General features: G+C 45.4%; 19 protein-coding genes. 12 read left to right on the forward strand and 7 right to left on the reverse strand.

All coding sequences use genetic code 11. From position 1 onward, the window contains the following. Positions 1 to 89: 89 nt before the first annotated feature. From EXZ60_RS05520 to EXZ60_RS05535, 4 genes are all read left to right on the forward strand, one after another. The gene (locus tag EXZ60_RS05520) at positions 90 to 776 is read left to right on the forward strand and encodes a phosphoglycolate phosphatase (RefSeq protein WP_026027427.1); all 687 of its coding nucleotides are present in this window, start codon (positions 90 to 92) and stop codon (positions 774 to 776) included. 155 nt (positions 777 to 931) lie between these two features. Further along, positions 932 to 1,948, forward strand: coding sequence for a tryptophan--tRNA ligase (gene trpS, locus EXZ60_RS05525; RefSeq protein WP_013855895.1), 1,017 nt, complete (start codon positions 932 to 934; stop codon positions 1,946 to 1,948). A 155-nt stretch (positions 1,949 to 2,103) separates the two neighbouring features. Continuing rightward, positions 2,104 to 2,868, forward strand: coding sequence for an ABC transporter substrate-binding protein (locus tag EXZ60_RS05530; protein ID WP_088718007.1), 765 nt, complete (start codon positions 2,104 to 2,106; stop codon positions 2,866 to 2,868). 306 nt (positions 2,869 to 3,174) lie between these two features. Beyond that, entirely contained in the window at positions 3,175 to 5,790 is a 2,616-nt protein-coding gene (locus EXZ60_RS05535) for an ExeM/NucH family extracellular endonuclease (protein WP_277435429.1), read from the forward strand. 45 nt (positions 5,791 to 5,835) lie between these two features. Here the strand turns inward: EXZ60_RS05535 and EXZ60_RS05540 are convergent, their stop codons facing one another. Next, a complete protein-coding gene (locus tag EXZ60_RS05540) occupies positions 5,836 to 6,726 on the reverse strand; it encodes a LysR family transcriptional regulator (protein ID WP_277435430.1) in 891 nt (296 codons plus the stop codon). Between the two features lie 335 nt (positions 6,727 to 7,061). Here EXZ60_RS05540 and EXZ60_RS05545 point away from each other — a divergent pair, with 335 nt between their 5' ends. The 8 genes from EXZ60_RS05545 (at position 7,062) to EXZ60_RS05580 (ending at position 17,066) form a co-directional block, all read left to right on the forward strand. Then, complete coding sequence (locus EXZ60_RS05545) at positions 7,062 to 7,898, forward strand: TauD/TfdA family dioxygenase (RefSeq protein WP_277435431.1); 837 nt, start codon at positions 7,062 to 7,064, stop codon at positions 7,896 to 7,898. Then, the gene (locus EXZ60_RS05550; RefSeq protein WP_277435432.1) at positions 7,895 to 9,331 is read left to right on the forward strand and encodes an FAD-binding protein; all 1,437 of its coding nucleotides are present in this window, start codon (positions 7,895 to 7,897) and stop codon (positions 9,329 to 9,331) included. Before EXZ60_RS05545 ends, EXZ60_RS05550 begins: the two co-directional genes overlap by 4 nt. Before the next feature lie 76 nt (positions 9,332 to 9,407). Continuing rightward, a complete protein-coding gene (locus tag EXZ60_RS05555; protein ID WP_277435433.1) occupies positions 9,408 to 11,150 on the forward strand; it encodes an L-tyrosine/L-tryptophan isonitrile synthase family protein in 1,743 nt (580 codons plus the stop codon). Between the two features lie 310 nt (positions 11,151 to 11,460). Continuing rightward, positions 11,461 to 12,039 carry an aminodeoxychorismate/anthranilate synthase component II gene (locus EXZ60_RS05560; protein ID WP_017042838.1) on the forward strand — a complete coding sequence of 193 codons (579 nt, stop codon included), beginning with the start codon at positions 11,461 to 11,463 and terminating at the stop codon, positions 12,037 to 12,039. A 378-nt stretch (positions 12,040 to 12,417) separates the two neighbouring features. Beyond that, positions 12,418 to 13,629 carry an aspartate aminotransferase family protein gene (locus EXZ60_RS05565; RefSeq protein WP_026027324.1) on the forward strand — a complete coding sequence of 404 codons (1,212 nt, stop codon included), beginning with the start codon at positions 12,418 to 12,420 and terminating at the stop codon, positions 13,627 to 13,629. A 66-nt stretch (positions 13,630 to 13,695) separates the two neighbouring features. Next, the gene (gene astA / locus EXZ60_RS05570) at positions 13,696 to 14,715 is read left to right on the forward strand and encodes an arginine N-succinyltransferase (protein WP_088721335.1); all 1,020 of its coding nucleotides are present in this window, start codon (positions 13,696 to 13,698) and stop codon (positions 14,713 to 14,715) included. Between the two features lie 31 nt (positions 14,716 to 14,746). Continuing rightward, entirely contained in the window at positions 14,747 to 16,204 is a 1,458-nt protein-coding gene (gene astD, locus EXZ60_RS05575) for a succinylglutamate-semialdehyde dehydrogenase (protein ID WP_277435434.1), read from the forward strand. 67 nt (positions 16,205 to 16,271) lie between these two features. After that, positions 16,272 to 17,066 carry a DUF1338 domain-containing protein gene (locus EXZ60_RS05580; RefSeq protein ID WP_277435435.1) on the forward strand — a complete coding sequence of 265 codons (795 nt, stop codon included), beginning with the start codon at positions 16,272 to 16,274 and terminating at the stop codon, positions 17,064 to 17,066. A 103-nt stretch (positions 17,067 to 17,169) separates the two neighbouring features. Here EXZ60_RS05580 and crp read toward each other — a convergent pair whose 3' ends face one another. From crp to EXZ60_RS05610, 6 genes are all read right to left on the reverse strand, one after another. Further along, entirely contained in the window at positions 17,170 to 17,802 is a 633-nt protein-coding gene (crp, locus tag EXZ60_RS05585; RefSeq protein WP_010318741.1) for a cAMP-activated global transcriptional regulator CRP, read from the reverse strand. Between the two features lie 241 nt (positions 17,803 to 18,043). Continuing rightward, positions 18,044 to 18,913 (reverse strand): phosphoribulokinase, encoded by an 870-nt coding sequence (locus tag EXZ60_RS05590; protein ID WP_010318742.1) that lies wholly within the window; start codon positions 18,911 to 18,913, stop codon positions 18,044 to 18,046. Positions 18,914 to 18,995: 82 nt separating this feature from the next. Beyond that, positions 18,996 to 19,202, reverse strand: a complete 207-nt coding sequence (locus EXZ60_RS05595) for a YheU family protein (RefSeq protein WP_010318743.1) — start codon at positions 19,200 to 19,202, stop codon at positions 18,996 to 18,998. A 59-nt stretch (positions 19,203 to 19,261) separates the two neighbouring features. Then, the gene (locus EXZ60_RS05600) at positions 19,262 to 20,269 is read right to left on the reverse strand and encodes a hydrolase (protein ID WP_277435436.1); all 1,008 of its coding nucleotides are present in this window, start codon (positions 20,267 to 20,269) and stop codon (positions 19,262 to 19,264) included. Between the two features lie 56 nt (positions 20,270 to 20,325). After that, positions 20,326 to 20,805, reverse strand: coding sequence for a TIGR02444 family protein (locus tag EXZ60_RS05605; RefSeq protein WP_010318745.1), 480 nt, complete (start codon positions 20,803 to 20,805; stop codon positions 20,326 to 20,328). A gap of 1 nt (position 20,806) precedes the next feature. Then, positions 20,807 to 22,726 (reverse strand): ABC transporter ATP-binding protein, encoded by a 1,920-nt coding sequence (locus tag EXZ60_RS05610; RefSeq protein WP_017049199.1) that lies wholly within the window; start codon positions 22,724 to 22,726, stop codon positions 20,807 to 20,809. Positions 22,727 to 22,732: the final 6 nt, after the last annotated feature.

Here is a 22,732-nt window from a genome sequence, read left to right on the forward strand (position 1 = left end):
ATACTGACTACACCTCAATAATCACTACGCAACATACTTATAACGCAACAAGGGGCTTTGTGCCCCTTGTCTATTATTCGGAAGTTAAGATGTCTTTAAGCTCAATTAAATTAATCGCCTTTGATCTCGATGGTACCTTGCTCGACAGCGTGCCAGATTTAGCCGTAGCCGCCGACCAAGCGGTACAATCGTTAGGCTATTCATCAGTATCAGAAATGCAAGTGCGTGATTACGTCGGCAATGGTGCAGATGTGCTGATCGCTCGCTCACTTAGCCAAAGTTTAACCATCAACCCTGATCTTAGCGATGAGATCAAAGCCACCGCTCGTGAGCGTTTTGATGAATTTTATGCCCAAACGGGCCATAAACTGAGCCATTTATATCCCCAAGTGAAAGAAACCTTAGCGCAGCTACACAGTGCTGGATTCACATTAGCTTTGGTGACCAATAAACCGTCTAAGTTTGTACCTGACGTATTGGTACAACATGGTATTGAGCACTTTTTTAGTGATGTGATTGGTGGTGATACCTTCCCGATCAAAAAACCTGATCCAATGGCGCTTAACTGGCTATTGGATAAACATCAACTAACGGCCAAGGAAATGTTGATGGTTGGGGATTCGAAAAACGATATTTTAGCGGCTAAAAATGCGGGTTGTTATTCGTTTGGTTTGACTTATGGCTACAATCACGGTGAGCCCATTTCAGCTTCCAACCCTGATTACGTGGCGGACTGTATCGACCAATTGCTTGATGTGTTGCGAGTTTCAGCATAAAAGTTCACACAATGCGCTAGTAAAATACTCGTCAATGAGTACACTGCATAAACCGCGTTATCGCTAAATCAAGTATCACTTAGCGAATAAGCGCGGTTTTTTTTCACAGACATTTTCAGTCTTATCTCATTTTAAGTAGCAAGGAAATCATCCCTATGAGCAAACCCATTGTATTGAGTGGTGTTCAACCGTCAGGTGAACTAAGTATCGGTAACTATTTGGGTGCTCTACGTCAATGGCAACAGATGCAAGATGACTATGATTGTCAATACTGCGTGGTTGACCTGCATGCGATCACGGTTCGTCAAGATCCGAAAGCACTGCATGAAGCCACGTTAGATGCATTGTCAATCTGTCTTGCAGTTGGTGTTGATCCTAAAAAGAGCACGCTATTTGTTCAGTCACACGTACCAGAGCATGCTCAATTGGGTTGGCTTCTCAACTGCTACACGCAGATGGGTGAATTGAGCCGCATGACTCAGTTCAAAGACAAATCAGCACGTTATGCGAACGATGTGAATGCGGGCTTATTCGGTTATCCGGTGTTGATGGCGGCCGATATTCTACTTTATGGCGCGCACCAAGTACCCGTGGGCAGTGACCAAAAGCAGCACTTAGAGCTTGCGCGCGATATCGCGACTCGTTTTAACAACATCTATAGTCCTGAAAAGCCGATCTTCACCATTCCAGAGCCTTACATTCCTCAAGTGAACGCGCGAGTAATGAGCCTGCAAGATGCGACGAAAAAGATGTCTAAGTCAGATGATAACCGTAAGAATGTCATCACTTTGCTGGAAGATCCAAAGTCGATTATCAAGAAGGTTAATAAGGCTCAGACAGATACTGAAACGCCACCGCGCATCGCTTTTGATACCGAAAACAAAGCGGGTATCTCCAACTTGATGAGTTTGTACTCTGCGGCGACAGGCAAAAGCTTTGCTGAGATTGAAGCGCAATATCAAGGTGTTGAGATGTACGGCCCTTTCAAGAAAGATGTTGGCGAAGCGTTGGTTGCCATGCTGGAGCCTGTTCAAGCTGAATACGCGCGCATTCGAGAAGATCGCGCGTATCTTGATTCAGTAATGAAAGCGGGTGCAGAAAAAGCCTCGGCCCGCGCTGCGATCACCTTGAAAAAAGCATTTAAAGCGGTAGGGTTTGTCGAGCGTCCTTAGTTTTTCCTGCGACAATCTAACTCTTTTCGCATTAAATAAAGCTAGGTTTTCCTAGCTTTATTTTTTACTTCTGCTTAATAAAATTTGATCTTTCTCTTTGTATTGTAGGCTTAGGTCTACACTTTAAATCATAACCATGATGATGAGTTTTGAACATGAGACGACTGCTATTATTAGGATTGATGTTCATCTGTAGTGCCGCCGCCGCAGAGCCAGTTCGTATTTGTGTTGGTGATGTGAATGTTTGGCCCCCGTTCACCTATTGGCAGGGGAGCTCGTATCAAGAAAAAGCCGATTCCTTGACTGGCTCAGCCACAACGCTGGTGTTGGACGCATTAAAATCTCACAACATCGATTACCAGTTTTATTTTATGCCTTGGGCGCGAGTCCAACATGAACTGACGCAAGAGCGCGGTCGCTGCGATCTGACATGGGATGCAAGTTATCGTGCAGAAAGGGCTGAGTACAGCTATTTTTCGGTCCCGCTTTATACAATTCAACTCGGTTATTTTACGCTGCCAGACAACCATGAAGATTTAAAAGACCCATCCGTTGATGGCGTATTATGCGGAGTTAATGGCTTTAATTATGAGAATTTTGCACTGTCTAGAGAACCCTCTCTCTATTTAAATTCCGTACAGCAAGCGTTGAATATGCTGCAAAAAGAGCGGTGTGATTGGTTTGTGAGTGAAATTGAACCCATTTATGGTGGAATTCAGTTGGGTCTATATAAAATTGATCGGCCAATCGTTCATCATTTTCTCGCTAGAAACAAGCCGTACCACGTGCAAGTTCGCCGTAGCTTAGAAAATTCGATGCCGCTGTTAAATCAGCTTAATGACTATTTTCTCGATGCGCAGCAAACTGGTCGCGCGCAGGCGGTCTTTGATCGCTACCTCTCTTTTAGCCAGCCACAATAATCAAACTAAGGTGTTTGTCGTGTACGGAGCACCTTGTTTGCTTTTCTTTTTAGAAAAATAAGACTTTTCACCTTACTGCAATACCACTGTCGAAAACCCCCTTTACCTTCTTTGTTGAAAGTTTGCGCTTAGTTCAAGTATTTGCTCTAGCTATGCGATGTTGATCTCGATATGAATGGTGAATGTTTTTATCTTTCATTTAAAAACACAACACTGTACGCGCAAATGGAACCAATCCCCTTTATAAACGTGATTTACAACACCTTGCTTACCACTTCGGTTACAGAGCAGGGAAAGAGGTGAACAATGGAATCGACACGAATTAAACCCTTTGGCCGAACATTACTCGCTGCGGCGATAAGCTCCACATTGGCTGTATCAGCTCAAGCTGAGATTATTATTTCTCAGTATGTAGAAGGCAGCAGCTTCAATAAGGCCATCGAAATTGCTAACACTAGCAATGCATCCGTCAGTTTAGACAATTTCATTTTAGCGAAATCAAGCAATGGCGGTGGGAACTGGGATACACAGTTGCCCCTGACTGGGCGAGTAATTGCCGCGAACGATGTGTTAGTGATTTCTCATGCCAGCGCCAATAGTGCTATCCAAGCGGTGAGTGATGGAAATGATGGCTCGGTGATTAATTTTAACGGTGATGATCCGGTGGCGCTGCTAAACAGTGATGGTAGCGTACATGATGTGTTGGGAGTGATGGGCGGCATTAACTGGGGCAAGGACACCACTTTAGTGCGTAATAGCGATAGCCTCACGCCCTCAGCGGCTTATCAAGCTGCGCAGTGGAGCGCGTTAGGCAAGGATAATATTGAAGGGTTAGGCGCACTCGATGCCGTTGAGCCACCGGCTGAATTTACCTGTACTCAAGAGGGATCTGAGCCCACCTTTACCTCTATTCAAGCGATCCAAGGCGAAGGGCAAACCTCTCCTTTTATTAGTGGCTACCCTTACATCACCGACCAAGAATATTTTGTCAAAGGTGTCGTGAGTGCCGTTACCAAAGGGTTAACTAAGGGTTTTTATCTGCAAGCGTTGGAAGATGATTACAACTTAAATACCTCTGAAGGTTTGTTTGTTTTTACCGATCAATCAAGCTCAAGTTTAAAACCGGGGGATGTGGTTTGTGTGAAAGGTAAAGTACAGGAATATTACAACCTCACACAACTTAAAGTCGAAAACAACCAATGGCTAAAACAAGGTGAGCAAGAGGCTCCACAAGCGACCGCGATAGAGATTTTGCCCACCGATGAGAACTTTGAGCACACATTAGAGCGTTATGAAGGCATGTTGGTAAAAACCACCCCAGAGCTGGATATGCGTGTGACGCGTACCTTTGGTTATGACTATGCTTCTCGTCGCAATAACATGGTGTTAGCGCAAGGTCGTATTAACATGCAGCCGAACCAGCTATTCGCTGCGGGCTCTGAGCAAGCCAAACAGCAGAGCATCGAAAACGCGCAGCGCCGCTTGTTTATTGAATCAGATGCGAAAGCCGCCGATGGCCAAATTCCGTACTACCCAGAGTTTGGTCGCAGTGATATTGATCAAAATGGTTCGACGGAAGATTACATCCGCATTGATGACAGCATCATAGGTTTAGAAGGTGTGCTCTCATACGGTTACAACGAATATCGTCTGATTGTGACCAATTCGCTCAACCAAGAGAATTTCGTGCGCAATGATCCTCGCAGCGAGAAACCGGATATCGATGAAGGCGATCTGCGCATTGCCACATTCAACGTGCTTAACTATTTCAACTCGCCGTTTGGCGGTGATGCAAATCAGCATGGTGATAATCGTGGTGCTAATAACCTTGCAGAATTTGAACTGCAGCAAGCGAAGATCGTCAATGCGATTGTACGTTTGGATGCTGATATTGTCGGTTTGATGGAAATTGAGAATAACGGTTTCGGTGCAGGTTCGGCGATTGCGCAATTGGTCAATCAGATCAATAGCCAGATCTCGGATAAGAAAAAGCATTACCGTTTTGTCGCGATTGACTCAAATAATGATGGTGTGACCGATGAACTTGATTCTATTGGCACGGATGTGATCACCACAGGAGTGATTTATCGTGAAAAAGTGGTGAAGTTGACAGAAAATCGTGTAATTCCAATGCCAAGCCAGCAAGCACCAGAAGTGTTGGATGACAAAGGCAAAGTGATTGAAGATGGTAAAAATTACCAGCGTGACACGCTGGCACCGACCTTCAAAGTTAAAGGTGGCAATGAGAAAATTACCGTCGCGGTTAACCATCTAAAATCCAAAGGTTCGGCATGTTGGGAAGATGCCGCACCAGTTGAACAAGGTGGGCAAGGCGGCAAAGATCTTGATTTTCAAGGTGCATGTGAACAATTCCGTGTCGCAGCTGCAGTTGCTTTAGGTGAAGCGTTACAAAAAATAAAAGGGCATAAAGTCATTTTGGGTGATATGAACTCTTACGGTATGGAAGACCCGATGCTTGTATTGACCGACTACAGCCCAGAGAAGTATGGCAAAACCATTCGTGCGGCACGTAACACTTACATTGCAGGTACTCCTCAGTTTGGTGATGATGGCGCGTTGATTACTCACAATTATGGGTACCTTAACGCCGTGGCGATAAAACACCCAGAGAGCTGGAGTTACTCATTTAATGATGAAGTTGGCGCACTGGATCATTTGCTGGTCAGCAAAAGTTTGAAAGGCAAAGTGGTGGATGCGACCGATTGGCATATCAATGGCGGTGAATCGACACTGTTTGATTACAACAGTGAATTCAAAGGTGATTTACCTAAATATCAAGATCATTTCCGCGCATCTGATCATGATCCTGCCGTGTTAGAACTGAACATCTATGGCGGTTCATTCGGCCTAGGAGCACTCTTCTCATTACTCGGCTTTGGTATGTGGCGACGTCGTCGTTAAGGCTTAAAGTGCGCCCCGTTAACTGACGGGGCGTTTTTGTTTTGCTCAAGCTCGGATTTTTTCAATTAAATAATCAATAAATAGCCTTACTCGTGGCGCAAGATGGTGACGGCTCGGGTAAAGAATGTTCATGGTGTTATCTGATAGATAATAATCTGGAAAAAGCCTGACGAGGTTAGGATCATTGATTTCGTCAGCGAGAAAATTGGCAATCAAGCCGATCCCCATGCCTTGTTGTACCATTGACATCGCACCAAGCGGCGCATTGCAGATATGTTTAGGGCGGGTTTTAATGTTGCATCTCACTCCCTTTGGATTGATTAGCGTGACTTTATCTTGAGGAAGATTCAATAAAGTTAGCGCAACCCATGGGTGCTGCTCTAAATCTCGTAGTTTCCTTAATAAAGGTGCACTCGCTAAGTATTTTTTACTGGCGTATATCCCCATTTTAAAAGGCATTAATTCGCGGCCAACCATTGAGCAAGATGTCAGTTCACCCATTCTGATCAGCACATCTAATTGTGTGGCTACTGGATCTTGTAAACCATCTTCGAGTTGAATATCAAACAGCACATTGGGGTAACTCTCAGAAAATGTTGAAATCAGCGGACTTAAAATATAGCTGCCGACATCAATGCTTGTACCGATCCTAATCACGCCTGCCACATCGGTAGACAAATGCTGGACGGCCCGTAGCGCGTCTTCTGCCAGCGGTAAGAGGCCATTGGTATGTTGATAAAATGCGTGCCCTTCAGTCGTTAGGCTAACTTTACGGGTAGAGCGATGCAGTAAACGTACGTTAAGATGTGATTCTAGCAAGCTAACTTGCTCGCTCACTTTCGATTTTGCTATGCCTAACGATTCACCAGCCGAGGTAAACGAACCGTATTCAACCACTTTATTAAAAATGGCAATACGTTTTAACTCACTCAACATAATTGTTCCCTTATTGGTAACCTTTCGTTCTTGTTTTGTTATCTAGTCAACCTTTGTCATTCATCAAATAATGACAGCTCTAATTAGAGAGATATAAACCATTTTGGTTTCCTTTAAATACGGGCAAATAATAAATTTCTTCTGAATGATGGCACTATTGAGATATCTATTCCTAAATAAACTGGGATTAATAATTAAATTAGCAATGTCAATCTTATAAATATCAATATTGTGTAAATATTTTTAATATTATCCAACCGAATTTTCGAAAATGATGGATGCAATGTTGTTTTATTTCTAACGTTTTATTAAAAATTAATTTAAAGGAACGGGTGATGAATTATCAGGTCACGAATCTCCATCCTTTTGGAGTAAAAATAGAAACAAATGGATTAAAAATTCCCATTAGCGAAGTACCAATAGCACTACTGCGTAAACTATTTATTGAGCATCAGTTGGTATTGATACGTGGATTTAAAGCCTTTGAACAGGCCGAGCAATTTGCGGAATATTGCGAGCAATGGGGAGAGGTCAGTATTTGGCCATTTGGCAAAGTGTTAGATTTAATTCAAAAAGATCAGCCAAAGGACCATATTTTTGATAGTAGCTATATGCCGCTGCATTGGGATGGCATGTTCCGCCCTCAAGTGCCTGAATATCAGATATTTCAATGTGTTCAGGCGCCATTGCCAGCACAAGGCGGCCGGACGACCTTCACTCATACTACTAAGGTGCTACAAAACGCAACCGAACAGCAGCGCTCATTATGGCGAAAAGTCACGGGGCACTACCAGCGAGAGATGGAGTTCTATTGCAGTCACACCATTTCCCCGATTATTGCTCAACATCCCTATCTCTCACACGAGGTCATTCGTTATGCCGAACCGCATTTCGCTGAACGTGGCGATCTGCTGAACCCACCGAATGTGACCTTTAGTGGCATTGATAGTGAGCAAATAGCTGAGTTCCACCGTAGCTTACGTGACGCGCTGTATGACCCTCGTCATTTTTATGCTCACGAGTGGCAAAATGATGATGTGGTCATTACGGATAACTTTAACTTACTGCATGGTCGAGAAAGCTTTTTATCACATACCCCACGTCATATCCGTCGAGTTCAGGTGCTAAGCGATCCACCGTTTGATAACCCAAGTTTGGAGTCTTACCGATGAGTGATTACCACACTGATATTATGATCGTTGGAGCAGGCCCTGTTGGGCTTATGTGCCACTATTTAGCGCAGCGCTGCGGTCTGAACTCACAAATTATTGATAAATCTAATGTACCACTGGTGGTCGGACGGGCCGATGCGCTTAATGCTCGAACTCTGCAGTTACTTGATATCGTTGACTTATTTGAGCCACTTTACGAGCAAGGCAAACCCTGTAATACCAGTTCGGTATGGGCTGATGGTCAATTTTTGTCACGCCAGTCTCATTGGTGGACAGCGCTGCAAGGCTGCTTCTATCCTCACTTTTTGATGTTGGGGCAAGCGCATATTGAAAAAGCGCTAGATAGTGCAGTCAAAGCGCAGAACGCGGCCGTGCGCCGTGGTTTATCTGTGGTCGATATCACTGTTGATGAGCAAGGCTGCGTGACGGAACTGAGCAGTGGCGAGCGAGTTCGTTCACGTTACGTGATTGGTGCAGACGGTGGGCGCTCTTTTGTACGTCAGCATTTTTCGATTCCATTTGAAATCGAGAGACCAGAAATTATCTGGGCGGTGATTGATGGTGTTATTGAGTCAGATTTTCCGAAAGTGCCAGAAATCATCGTATTTCAGGCTGAGACGTCAGATGTTGCCTGGATTCCACGTGAAGGTGATTTGGATCGTTTTTATATCCGTATGGACACCGAAGAGTTTACTCAGCAAGAGGTTATCGAGCGCATTAACCGAGCAATGTCGCCGCATTCACTGACGTTTAAGCAGGTTGAGTGGTTTTCTTATTTCTCGGTTAAGGAGTCTGTTGCAGAACGGTATGACCACCAGCAACGGGTCTTTCTAGCAGGAGATGCCTGCCATATACATTCGGTCAATGGCGGCCAAGGGCTCAATACCGGAGTTGCTGACGCGTTCAATTTGATCTGGAAGCTCAATATGGTGTTGCGTGGTCAGGCATCACCTACGCTGCTGGACAGTTATCAGGCTGAGCGCCAACCAGTGGCTCGCAGCGTGATTGAAAGCTCTGGTGCATTGGTGCGTGCAACTAAATATTCTGCGCGAGGAACCCATGCGGAGGACTATGTACAAATCGTTGAACAGCGAGCTGGTAATATCACAGGTATGGGCATTGGGTATGGCAATGGTGGCTTAAACGGTTCTCGGGTGTATGACTTTGAGATGCATCGTGATCAGCAGAGTTGCCGCTTTTACCAATGGCTAGATTACCGCTCCTTTACGCTTCTGTTGACTGGCGATGCGGACTTACCACCAGAAATTCCTCCGTTTGTGCGTTGCCTTCATCTGTACGATCAGGCGAAGCCTGGGCAGTATTGGAGTGAGAGTTCATTCTACCAGGGGCAGGCTTTACTGATCCGCCCTGATGGTTATATTGCGGCTTTCGCGTCGCTTGCGCACGCGGCTGAACTGTTGGCTGGCCTATAAACTTTTTAACCGAGAGTGAAGGCCGAGGGTTCTGCATCATTCCGTCAATGGTCTTCGCTTTTAATAAGGAAACACTATGCTTGATCATCAACAGCAGCAATGTGTGGATAATATTGCTTTTATTTTATTAGACCAATTATTAGCACAAATAGACGCCACTTTTACTGGGTATCAGAAGTTAAAAACGCAGATAGCTCAGTGTGTCATTGAAAACAAAGTCATTACATTATTACTACCCGCCTTTCCATGTAAAACGAATAACCTAGATAAGGTATTAGGTTATAAGCCTGACTTGGGTGAATATCGAGTTTTACAAAAATTTGTTAATGCCATTCGTGATATTCAATCTGTCTATTCTCCAGGAGTGATGTTTTACATTTTTTCTGATTATCATACATTTTCTGATTATATTAATGTCGATTTAGAACATCATTACACTTATTCTGATGAATTACGGAATATGGTGGAAAATATGAACGCCAGTGATTGTCTCAAAATTATCAACTTTGAGCACTTCTCTGCGTTTGATGACTTAAATGAATATCAATATTTCAATGGATTAAAGCAGCGCTTTGGTGATGCGGAATATGAGCGTGATTTTGCACGTCTTAAACAGCATGATAATGCAATGCACCATACCTATCTGGGTTTGAAAAAATTCATGCATCAAGATCAGAGATATGCGCTTGCTCCGCTGAGTTATAAGAAACGACGTGAGCGACTAGCCCTTATGGCTAAAGGAATGATGGTGCAAGGACGTGCACTCGATAATTTCCTCAATACTCATTTGAGCCACGCTATTCGTCTCAGCATTCATGAACACCCAATGCAAGGCAAAAAATATTCGCTGTTTCTTTTTGATGAGCGATCGTTTAAGACACCTTGGCATACTTGTGTCTTATTTGATGCTTGCCACGGAGAATTTATTATTGATACGCAGGCCAATCACAAACAACGTGAAGGCGTGATTATTCCCGTAATGCATCAAGGAACGCTGTGGTGTTTACTGCGTTTCAATATCGAAGACGCTAACGAGGCACAGTTGATACGAGAGGTGAAAGCCACTCTACAAACAGAGCAGTTTGGCCTGACGTTAGAGTCACACCATGGATGCTCACTGACCGCGCTACCGCAGGCTCAAGTGAGCCAATTGGTAAAGGCGTTCTCTGCTGTCTGTTTAAAAGGCTTTAGCCCGTTGCCTCAAGCTTCATTTTGGTCTTCGTGGTTTGCCGGAAATCATGCTCTGCTTCCGGAAGAATATGTTCGGAGTAGTACATTAGCAGAGCCCAGTTGGTACGGGCTAAAAACACCGTCAACCAGCATAGCGCGTCGCTATTCTTATGCTGACATGACTCCTGATGAATGGGCGATTTACTGTTCATCTGCTCCGCTGAAGGTTAACTTACTCGATGCCTCACTGGCTGCGTTGTGTCTTAATGGTCAAGCAAGTGGTTGGCTGAAAAATACCCTCGTGCAATATAATGATACGGCTGCTTATCCTGTGATTATGCAGGGGGATTGGGGAATGAATTTACGCTGGAGCCCATCATTGGCGAAGCATATATCGTCGTCGACTGAAATTGACAATATCAATCAAGTAGCCAATGTTTTAACTCCTATTCTTGAATGTTCACAAGTACAGCATGTTTTTGATTTACAACTTGGCGATATATTACTGGTGAATAACCACACCGTACTTCGTTATGGCGTGTTATCCGCAACAGAATTAGCGGTGCGTCAGCCTTATTCGGTAAATTCCCCTTGGCAGCCTCATAACAAACAACCAAGTAGTGAGCATTTACAAGAAAGCCCTGCTTAAATAAACGACATTTTTAGGAAATAAGCATGAAGAGCCAAGTAAGCGGATTACTTGGCTTTATTTTTATGGATCATTAACTATGGGATAGATTTATTTTATCGTTGTTTCCATTCTCTTATTCGACCATACGATGAGAAGTGTTACTTTCAAATGAGAGCAAGTAAAATAATGATCACAACCGAACTGGTTACATAATGAACGAATGTGCAAATAGTGTATTTAGTACAGAATCGATAACTTCTTGCCTTTCCAAACCAGTATTGCACAATAGCGCCTCTCGCTGACTTTTACCCAGAGCGTTTTAATTCACATGCTACTTATCATCGATAACTACGATTCGTTTACCTACAACTTGTACCAATACTTCTGTGAGCTGGGAGTTCAAGTGACGGTGGTGCGTAATGATGAAATCGATATTGCTGGCATTGAAGCGCTCAGCCCAACGCATCTGGTGATTTCCCCTGGGCCTTGCACGCCGAATGAGGCGGGAATTTCACTGGCCGCGATTGAACATTTTGCGGGTAAACTTCCTATCTTAGGAGTCTGCCTTGGGCATCAAGCCATTGCGCAAGTGTTTGGCGGGCAAGTGGTGCGAGCCAAAAAGGTGATGCATGGTAAAACCTCACTGATCCAACACACCAACCGTGGCCTCTTTCTAGGGCTCAATAACCCGTTAACCGTTACTCGCTACCATTCGTTGGTGGTCAAAGCCGATTCTCTTGCGGACTGTTTTGAGCTCACCGCTTGGACTCAACAGGCCGATGGTTCGATGGACGAAATCATGGGTTACCAACATAAAACACTGCCAATTGATGCCGTGCAGTTTCATCCTGAATCGATTAAAACAGAACAGGGCCATCAACTGCTCGCAAATTTTTTGCGCCGTTGAACCATTCTCAACCGGACTGCGATCACCTTTCTTAACATTTTCTTCATCATTTCTGCTGTTTTTTATCTTTGCAATATTATGCACCATACATCCTGTTGGAATGAGGGATGGCTTGTCGCCTCAAGGCATTGTTGTGCTTATTTATATTATTTATAAAAAAGTGCTTCATAAAAGAGGTGACTTAATGCATAAATAATCATAAGTAGTGACGATTATCGGTACTTCTGCCGATCTAAAAGAATAAATCACTATTGAAATGGTTAATAATTTGTAAATACAATGCTGCATTAGCTAAAAAGCGAAACAATATCTTCCACTCAAGGGTTTAATAGGAAGATCGCAATCTGCTTGGCATGCGGTATCAAGAGGGAATGTGTAATGACAGTGGAAAATAGTGTAGATCGCAGTCTGTTTGATGAGGTGATGGTCCCTTGTTATAACCCGATGGAAATGATTCCAGTTAAAGGGCAGGGCTCTCGAGTGTGGGATCAACAAGGTCATGAATACATCGACTTTGCTGGCGGTATTGCAGTGAGTTGTTTGGGCCATTGCCATCCGGCGATGGTTGATGCGATCACCAAGCAAGCCAATAAGTTGTGGCATCTCAGTAACGTGATGACTAATGAGCCTGCTTTGCGCTTGGCGAAAAAATTAACGCAAGTCAGTTTTGCTGAAAAGGTGTTTTTTGCTAACTCCGGCGCGGAAGCTAATGAAGCGGCGCTCAAACTGGCGCGTCGCTGGGCCGCTGATGTCCATGGTGAACAAAAATCAGAAATCATCGCCTTTAACCAAGGCTTCCACGGCCGCACTTTCTTTACAGTGACGGTCGGGGGGCAAGCGACTTATTCCGATGGATTTGGTCCTAAACCTGCGGATGTTACCCACCTACCGTATAACGATATTGAAGCGTTGCAAGCACACATCTCTGATCGCACTTGTGCGGTAATGATGGAGCCCTTGCAAGGCGAGGGTGGCATTGTGTCGCCTTCGGCTGAGTTTGTCCAAGCCGTGCGTGAATTGTGCAATAAGCACAACGCCCTGTTGATCTTTGATGAAGTGCAAACTGGTAATGGCCGCACTGGTGAGTTCTATGCTTATCAAGGATTGGGCGTCACGCCGGATATTTTAAGTACCGCGAAATCACTCGGTGGCGGCTTCCCTATTGGCGCTATGCTCACCACAAACGAATTAGCCGCGCATTTTAAAGTGGGCACTCACGGTTCAACTTATGGTGGCAACCCACTGGCTTGCGCGGTAGCGGAAGCGGTAGTTAATGTGGTTAGTCAGCCAGAAACCTTGGCTGGCGTTAAAGAGCGTGAAGCGCTCTTTCGTGAAGGATTGGCTAACATTAATGAGAAGTACCACATTTTTAGTGAAATCCGTGGTAAAGGTCTACTGCTTGGCGCGGCATTGAATGAGCAGTGGCAAGGTCGCGCTCGCGATATCCTACAAGCCGCGGGCAAGCAAGGTTTACTGGTGTTGGTTGCGGGTATGAACGTGGTTCGTATGACGCCTTCATTGGTGATCACCAAACAAGAAATAGAAGAAGGCTTAGCAAGATTAGATAAAGCTATTGCATCACTCATGTAGTGAAAAAGCCTAGCAGCCCAAGGTAGGATGCCTTGGGCCACTTCAAGCATCTGGAGGGAAGTATTGATGCTAGTTGTTCGCCCTATCGCAATGTCGGACTACGATGCGCTACACACATGCGCTATTGAATCCGGTCACGGGTTTACATCACTACCCGTGAATGAAAAGCTCTTAACCAACCGTATTACTCATTCTGAATACAGCTTCGCTAAACCCGACGTCTCAGAGCCGGGAGATGAGGGCTACCTGATGGTCGGTTTTGATTCTGAAACCGGTGAGGTAGCAGGGACGACTGGCGTTGAAGCGTCGATTGGCCATGACGTGCCGTTTTATTCTTATCACATCAGCACGATAGTGCATTCGTCGCCTAAGCTGAAGGTCAACAATACCGTCAAGTTGCTTACTTTTGGCAATAACTACACTGGATGCAGTGAAATTTGTACGCTTTTTTTACGTCCAGATTTTCGTCAAGGGTTGAATGGGCGTTTGATGTCGAAATGCCGTTTTCTGATGATGGCGGAACACCCACATCGTTTTTCTAAAACCATCTTTGCTGAAATGCGTGGTGTGTCTGATGCCGAAGGCAACTCGCCCTTTTGGCAATGGCTGCAAGAGCATTTTTTCTCGATTGATTTCACTATGGCTGATTATTTAACCGGCATTGGTAAAAAAGGGTTTATTGCTGATCTGATGCCCAAACTGCCGATTTACGTCAACTTATTGAGTAAAGAGGCACAAGCGGTGATTGGTCAAGTGCATGACAATACCCGTCCAGCGTTAACGCTACTAGAGCGTGAAGGGTTCACCTGCCGTAACTATGTAGACATTTTTGATGCAGGTCCAACGGTTGAATGCGATTTGCGCAATATCGAATCCGTACGTCACTCGGTGCGAGCTAAAGTGGAAGTGGCCGAGCATTCAAGCTCGCAAGATTATCTTATCTGCAATAGCTCGTTTGAAAACTTTCGTGCTACTGCTGCAAAAGGTGCTTATAACCGCGAAACGGAAACGGTGATCATCTCACCTAAAGTGGCGCAAGCTCTATTGGTTGATAGTGGTGGTTTTGTTCGAATTTTGGCGCAGTAAAATAGGTACATTGGAAGGTAAGGATTAACAGATGACTCAGTGGATTGCAGGTGAATGGTTAGCTGGACAAGGCGAGGCAATGCTTTCGCTTAGTCCCTATAACAATGAGACGATTTGGCAGGGCGATAGCGCCACACCCGCGCAAGTAGAAGCTGCGGTAACGGCGGCAAGAGTCGGATTTATAGAGTGGAAAAAACGTCCTTTTGTTGAGCGTGAGCAATATGTCTTAGCCTTCGCTGAAAAAGTGAAACAGCGCAGTGAAGAGCTTGCACAGATCATCGCCAAAGAGACAGGAAAGCCACTCTGGGAAACGCGTACTGAAGCGGCAGCGGTGGCGGGTAAAATCGCTATATCAATTCGAGCTTATCATGATCGCACTGGTGAAAACACACGCGAAGCGGCGGGTAATCAACTGGTATTACGTCATCGTCCATTGGGTGTTCTTGCGGTTTTTGGTCCGTATAATTTTCCTGCCCACCTGCCGAATGGTCATATTGTGCCTGCACTTTTAGCGGGTAATACGGTTGTGTTTAAACCTTCAGAGCAGACTCCGTGGACGGGTGAGTTTGTGATGAAGTTGTGGCAAGAAGCAGGCCTACCTGCGGGTGTACTTAACCTAGTGCAGGGCGCGAAGGAAACGGGTATTGCGCTTGCTCAGGCCAAAGGTATTGATGGCCTTCTTTTTACTGGCAGCGCAAATACAGGTCATTTACTCCATCGCCAGTTTGCTGGGCAGCCGGGGAAAATGCTGGCTTTAGAAATGGGCGGCAACAACCCAATGGTCATCTCTAAGCAGTATGGCGAGCTTGATGCGGCAGTGTATACCATTATTCAATCCGCATTTTTAAGTGCAGGCCAGCGCTGTACTTGCGCACGGCGTCTTTACGTTCCTGAAGGGAATGAAGGTGATCTGTTACTTGAAAAGCTGGTCAGTGCCACTCAAAAATTGCGTATTGATCATCCCTTTGCTGAGCCAGCACCTTTTATGGGGCCACAAATATCACAAGCGGCGGCGCAGTTCATTCTTGCTGCTCAGGACAATTTACGCGCCTTGGGTGGCGTCAGCTTGCTGGCCGCGACACCTTTGCAGGCGGCGTTTGTCACTCCGGGCATTATTGATGTCACCGCAGTTAGCCAATTGCCTGATGAAGAGTATTTCGGGCCATTGTTACAAGTCGTGCGTTACCAAAGCTTAGATCAAGCGGTGCAACTGGCTAATGAAACTCGCTTTGGTTTATCGGCAGGCTTAGTGTCGACCAATGATGCCGAATGGGACTACTTTGTCGATCATATCCGCGCTGGCATTGTAAATCGTAATCGACCATTAACCGGAGCCAGTGGTGATGCACCGTTTGGTGGGCCGGGAGCATCGGGAAATTTAAGACCAAGCGCCTATTACGCGGCCGATTACTGCGCATACCCAATGGCATCAATGGAAGGTTGTTCGACTGAACTGCCTGCCACGCTCAGCCCAGGGGTTGAGCTATAGCAGTAAACTTTATCTAAAACCCATGCCTACTAGCATGGTTTAAACCGAGCACAGACAAGGAGGCGTTATGACGCCAACCGTTTTATTTCAATCATTATGGAATGACTACATTCAGCGCCTTTGCCCTTCTGCCGACAAAGTCCATCACTTGCTTCAAGAAGACGAAGCCTTGATTAATGACCATATTGCGTTGCGAACCTTCAATGTTGCGCCATTAGGTATTGAAACGCTGGCTAAGCCTTTTCTTGCCTTAGGCTACCTTGCCTGTGGTGATTATGTGTTTGAAAGTAAGAAGCTGGTAGCGAAGCACTATGAACACCCTGATCCGACCCAGCCTAAAGTATTCATAAGCGAGCTGAAAGTGGAAGAGTGCTCACCTGCACTCCAAGCCATTGTGGAGAAGCTGGTACATCAAGTCGATAGCAATAAATTAAACAGCAGTGACTTTTTATATGGCGGTCGCCTGTGGCAACTAAGCTACAGCGATTATTTGCAGCTTGCCAACGAAAGTGAATACGCCGCTTGGTTGGCGGCGCATGGCTATGGCGCAAACCATTTCACTGTTAGTGTTAATCAACTGCAGGCGTTTAATGAAGTGAAAGCGGTCAATGATCATCTACGCCAAGCGGGTTTTACCATCAATGAAAATGGTGGAGAAGTGAAAGGTACGCCGGATGTGCTGCTTGAGCAGTCGTCGACCATGGCCGATAAAGTACCGGTGCAATTTACGGAAGGAGTGGAGGTGATTCCCGGTGGATTCTATGAATTTGCCAAACGCTATCCAATGGTCAACGGTGAACTCTACAGTGGTTTTGTGGCGGCCTCTGCAGATAAGATATTTGAAAGTACAGACATGCAATAGCCTCTCATCTTTTTACTTTCGTACTGAAATATCGCCAAAGAAAAAGCCACCTGAGTTCCCCAAGGTGGCTTTATGCATTCAGTCTCATTCGTTTTGATTGAAATTAACGAGTTCCGTACACCACGATAGTTTTACCGTGGGCAGAAATTAAATTCTGCTCTTCGAGCATCTTCAAAATACGTCCCACAGTTTCACGAGAACAGCCTACAATTTGGCCGATCTCTTGACGGGTGATTTTGATTTGCATGCCATCTGGGTGCGTCATTGCATCAGGTTGTTTCGCCAGGTTAAGTAGCGTTTGTGCAATACGGCCCGTCACGTCTAGGAAGGCTAAATCGCCTACTTTTTGACTGGTGACTTGCAGGCGTCGAGAAATTTGTGCAGACAGACGCATTAAGATGTCTGGGTTCACTTGGATAAGCTGACGGAATTTCTTAAAAGAGATTTCCGCAACTTCACAAGGTGATTTTGCACGGACCCAAGCAGTACGCTCTTGGTCTTCTTCAAATAGACCAAGCTCACCGATAAAGTCACCTTGGTTGAGGTAAGAGAGGATCATCTCTTTACCTTCTTCGTCTTTAATCAATACCGCTACCGAGCCTTTGACGATGTAGTACAGCGTCTCTGCTTTTTCGCCCGCATGAATCAACGTGCTTTTCGATGGGTATTTATGAATATGACAGTGTGAAAGAAACCACTCTAGTGTTGGATCGGTTTGAGGTTTACCTAGAACCATAATATCTCACTTCCTCTGCAGGGTACGCTTGCCGCTTTCCATATTGTAGCTAAGCCTAAAATAAGCTTACTAGGATAAGAGCACTTTCCAAATGCTGCAAGCTAACTTGTGTTTCGGTTAAGGATAGTATCCTTTTTCAGAAACGATTTCTTGATTTTAATCGTGTCAGTGGCATGATTTTTTACGCAAAACTGTGCACATGATCACGGTATGAAAAGTAACCGTCAACTTGTCCGATCACTTAGCCAATTTTACCTGTTTCAATCAATTGTTGCAGGATCGGTCTGACGATCAATTCCATCGCAAAACTCATCTTGCCACCCGGTACCACAATGGTGTTGTGGCGCGACATAAAAGAGCCATCAATCATGGCGAGCAAATAGGGGAAATCAACATTCTTTATACCGCGCAGACGGATCACGACGAAGCTTTCATCCAAACTAGGGATGCCCTTGGCGTTAAGTGGGTTTGAAGTATCAACCGTTGGCACCCGTTGAAAGTTGATGTGAGTTCGCGAGAATTGAGGGGTGATGTAATTGAGGTAATCGTCCATTGAACGAACGATAGAATCCATCACTGCTTCACGTGAATGGCCTCGATCACGAGTATCACGCACGTACTTTTGTATCCACTCAAGGTTAACGATTGGCACCATGCCTATCAAAAAATCGACATGCTGCGCGACGTTAACATCGCCATCAACCACACCGCCATGCAGACCTTCGTAAAACATCACATCCGAGTTTTCTGGTAAATCTTGCCAAGGTGTAAAGGTACCGGGCATTTGATTGTAGGGCACAGCTTCGTCAAAAGAGTGCAGATAACGACGAACTTGGCCTGTGCCTAATTTCCCATATTGGCGGAAAAATTCTTCCAATGCAGGAAAATCATTGGCTTGTGGACCAAAGTAGCTGATGTGCTTCCCTTGTTCGCGCGCTTTACGAATTTCCACATCCATTTCTGGCCGGGTAAAGCGGTGGAAGCTATCCCCTTCAACCCATGCTGGTTTTATGTTCATCATATTGAACATTTTGCGAAAGGCTTCAGAGGTCGTAGTTGTACCGGCACCGGACGAGCCGGTGACAGCGATAATTGGATGTTTTGCTGACATGACAAACCCTGTCTGTATGTAACGTACTTGTTATCGATGGCTGCAATATAGCACGAAAAGAGTAGATTGTTTTGTGCGGAAATTATTTACGCAATTGAATATCCACACTTTCATGCAACTCAGAATAGACGATGATCGCTTCCCCTGTTGCGAGCTGTTTCTTTATTTGCTCGATTTTTTGCTGCAATGGTACTTCCTGCTCTCCGTAATCAGTACCTTCGCGTAATACAAACGTTTCAATCAAATTATCCAGTGTTTCAGGCGCAATGTGCTGCCAAGGAATAAGCATGACGACCTCTTAAACTGTCATGGAGAAAAGGGTATCGATTTAAAGCGATATGTGATTAATCATGCGTTGCATTGATGGTCAATAGGGTTGCCGTGACGCAGATCTTCGTAATAGGTTGGAAGTGCTTCTTCGAGCCAAAATTTAGGCTTAAGCGCGCTACCGCTGAGAAAACCGACATGGCCACCTTGGGTAAATAAGCGGTAATGGATGTTCTCTGGTAAGGCAAATTTTGGGATCACGGCATCCGTCATAAAGGGGTCATCTTGCGCTTGAATGATTTGTAGCGGCACGCGAATTTGTGTCAGCTTTGAAAGGCCTGAGCACTGCTGGTAGTAATCCTGCGCATCTTGAAAACCATGCAAAGGCGCGGTGATGAGATTGTCAAATTCGTAAAGTTTTTTGATGTGTTTAATTTGATGGTGAGAAATACCTAACTCATTATGTAAAAGATGCTGTTTCTTTAGTGCATTTTTTTTCAATGATGTCAGTAAGTAAGCGCGATAAACCTTTGAAAATCCCTGTTCAATACGTGTGGAACACGCTGCCAGATCGAGTGGAGCAGAGACAACGGTTGCCGCGCTAACGATCGGGTCGTGACTATATTGTGCTAAGTAATTAACCAACATATTGCCGCCAAGAGAAATGCCCACTGCCGCGATAGGTCGATTCGGGCATTGCTTGCGTATGTATTCGAGCACAAAGCGTGCATCTTCAACTTCACCAGAATGGTAAGCACGCGCCAGATGGTTCGGTTTGCCGCTACAGCCGCGAAAATGCATCATGACCGATAACCATCCCTGCTGTGCGAAGGCGTACATTAAGCCATTGGCATAAGGGCTATGAAAACTGCCTTCTAAGCCATGAAACAAGACGAATAGGGGTTTATTTTGTACTCGCTCTGAGCGCCAATCATCACTCCAAGCAAGGTCTAAAAAATCACCATCAGGTGTAAACAGCGTTTGCCACAGCGGCTCAAAACGTGCGCGTTTGCGCAACAAACGAGGAAGCAGAGTCTGAAGGTGTGGATTTGTTAGCCCAGTAGCAGCGATAAATGGAGTCATAACCATAGCGTATTATTTTTATGAATTGCGACCAGTATACACTGAGAGAGCAATTGATGTAGTTACGGTTTTTGAGAATGAGGCGCTGGGGTTTTAAAGGCGAGATGCAAATGCTCACAGCCAAGCTGGCGACAGTAACGCAGCGTTAATTGTTCACCATGGTTATTCTGCAATGCCAATGCGTTGATACATTCCACAAGGTCAGCTTGCTGCTGCTTTTCAAGTTGCAGCTCAAATTGCAGCGCCTCGCGGTACAGCGTATCTGGCACCATGCTCTTCAAACGTCGTCTTAACTCTCGGTAACTGTGCAACAGCGCTTCTGAACGACCGATGCATTGAGTGACATTTTGCCAGTCAGCATCGGCAACCGTCACTTGTTGCTCATCAAGCCATTTGAGTAGCAGCAATAAGTTGACGTTGCCGTGGAAGTTATTTTGTAAACTTAAGCACGCCTCTTTCACTTCTCGCACGCTGTAGTATTGCAAACTGAATTGCCATAAGCGTTCTAAGGTCAGTGATAATCGTACGTGCTCTTGGCTCATCTTAGCGACTGAATTCCTGCTCTAGTTGTTCGAGTGTCTCTTGTTCCGACATCCATTCCATTTCGATTGCTTCAAGTGCCGATTTGCTGCGAGCTTGAAGCGCAATCACTTCGGTAAGTTTAGCTTTGTTTTCGGCTTCATACAGCGAAGTATCAGACAATTGCTCTTCAGTTTGCGCCAGTGCCGCGTTCAATGTGTCCATTTTCGCTTCGAGTTGTGTCAGTTTTTTGCGAATTGGTGCGGTTTGGATGCGAAATTCCGCTTCTCGGCGCTTTTGATCTTTTTTGGCAGCGGCACTGTTGCTGCTGTCTTTGGCAGGTTGCTGAGATTGAACTTCTCTACGTTCCGCTTTCTGTTGTTCTGTCAGCCACTTGTAGTAGTCGGTCAAATCCCCATCGAAAGGCGCGACTTGACGATCGTGCACCAAGTACAAGTCATCGGTGGTTGCGCGCAGTAGATAGCGATCATGGCTGACGATGACCATCGCGCCTTCAAAGGTTTGCAGGGCAAACGTTAGGGCTTGACGCATATCCAAGTCTAAGTGGTTGGTGGGTTCATCAAGCAGCAGCAAGTTCGGTTTTTGCCACACAATTAGCGCAAGCACTAAGCGAGCCTTTTCACCCCCGGAAAACGGAGCGATTTTTTCTAGCGCTTTGTCGCCTTGGAAACCAAAGCTACCCAGATAATTACGCAGCTCAAGTTCGTTTTTATCTGGGGCGATTTGCATCATGTGCTGCAGAGGGGTCTCTTCTGGATGCAGTGTTTCTAACTGATGCTGGGCAAAGTAACCAATTTTTACACCTTGCGAATAAGTGAGATCGCCGCCTTGTGGTTTTAACTCACCGGAGAGCAATTTAATTAATGTTGATTTACCCGCACCGTTACGCCCGAGTAATCCAATACGGCTTCCCGGTACAAGGTTGAGGCGAATTTTTTCTAAAATTAAACGTTCACCATACCCGGCGTAGACTTCGTCCATCATCATGATTGGGTTAGGCAGTGCTGAAGGCTCTCGAAATTCGAAATTAAATGGGTTATCAAATTGAGCTGGCAGCACTTTTTCCATTCGTTCCAACGCTTTGATACGACTTTGTGCTTGGCGAGCTTTGGAGGCCTTGTAGCGGAAACGGTCGATGTAGCTTTGCATGTGCACCATCTGCTTTTGCTGCTTCTGGTACATGGCTTGCTGCAAGATCAGTTTTTGCGCTCGTTGATTTTCAAACGATGAGTAGTTTCCGGTGTATTCATTCATGGTTTGATTTTCGATATGGATGATGCGTCCGACGATCGGATCAAGAAAATCGCGGTCATGGGAAATCAAGATCAAGGTGCCGGGATAGTTTTGTAACCAACGTTCAAGCCACATGACGGCGTCCAAATCCAAGTGGTTGGTTGGTTCATCAAGCAGCAGTAAATCCGAGCGGCACAACAGCGCTTGCGCTAAGTTTAAGCGCATCCGCCAACCACCCGAAAATTGCGTTAAACTCCATCCCATCTGTTCTTGGCTAAACCCCAAACCATCAAGCAGTTCAGAAGCACGGGCACGAATACTGTATCCGCCGATGGTTTCAATTTTTCCATGCAGCTCTGCAACCAAGGTTCCTTGGTCAGCCTCTTCAGCAACGCTGAGGCGTCGTTCTAATTCACGATATTCACGATCGCCATCGATGACATATTCAATCGCATTGCGATCAAGAGCCGGAGTTTCTTGGGCAACCCAAGCCAATTCCCAGTGAGCTGGTTTACTGAAGGAGCCAGCGTCAATAGATAGCTCATCTTTGAGTAGGGCAAAGAGCGTTGATTTGCCACAGCCATTTTTGCCTACTAGGCCAACTTTATCGCCCGGCTGGATAGTTGCAGAGGCCTTTTCAAGGAGCGGTTTACCGCCGCGCAGTAATTGAATATCAGAGAAGGTAATCATAAAAAT

This window comes from Vibrio sp. 1151_11 (assembly GCF_029478525.1).
GTDB lineage: Bacteria > Pseudomonadota > Gammaproteobacteria > Enterobacterales > Vibrionaceae > Vibrio > Vibrio anguillarum.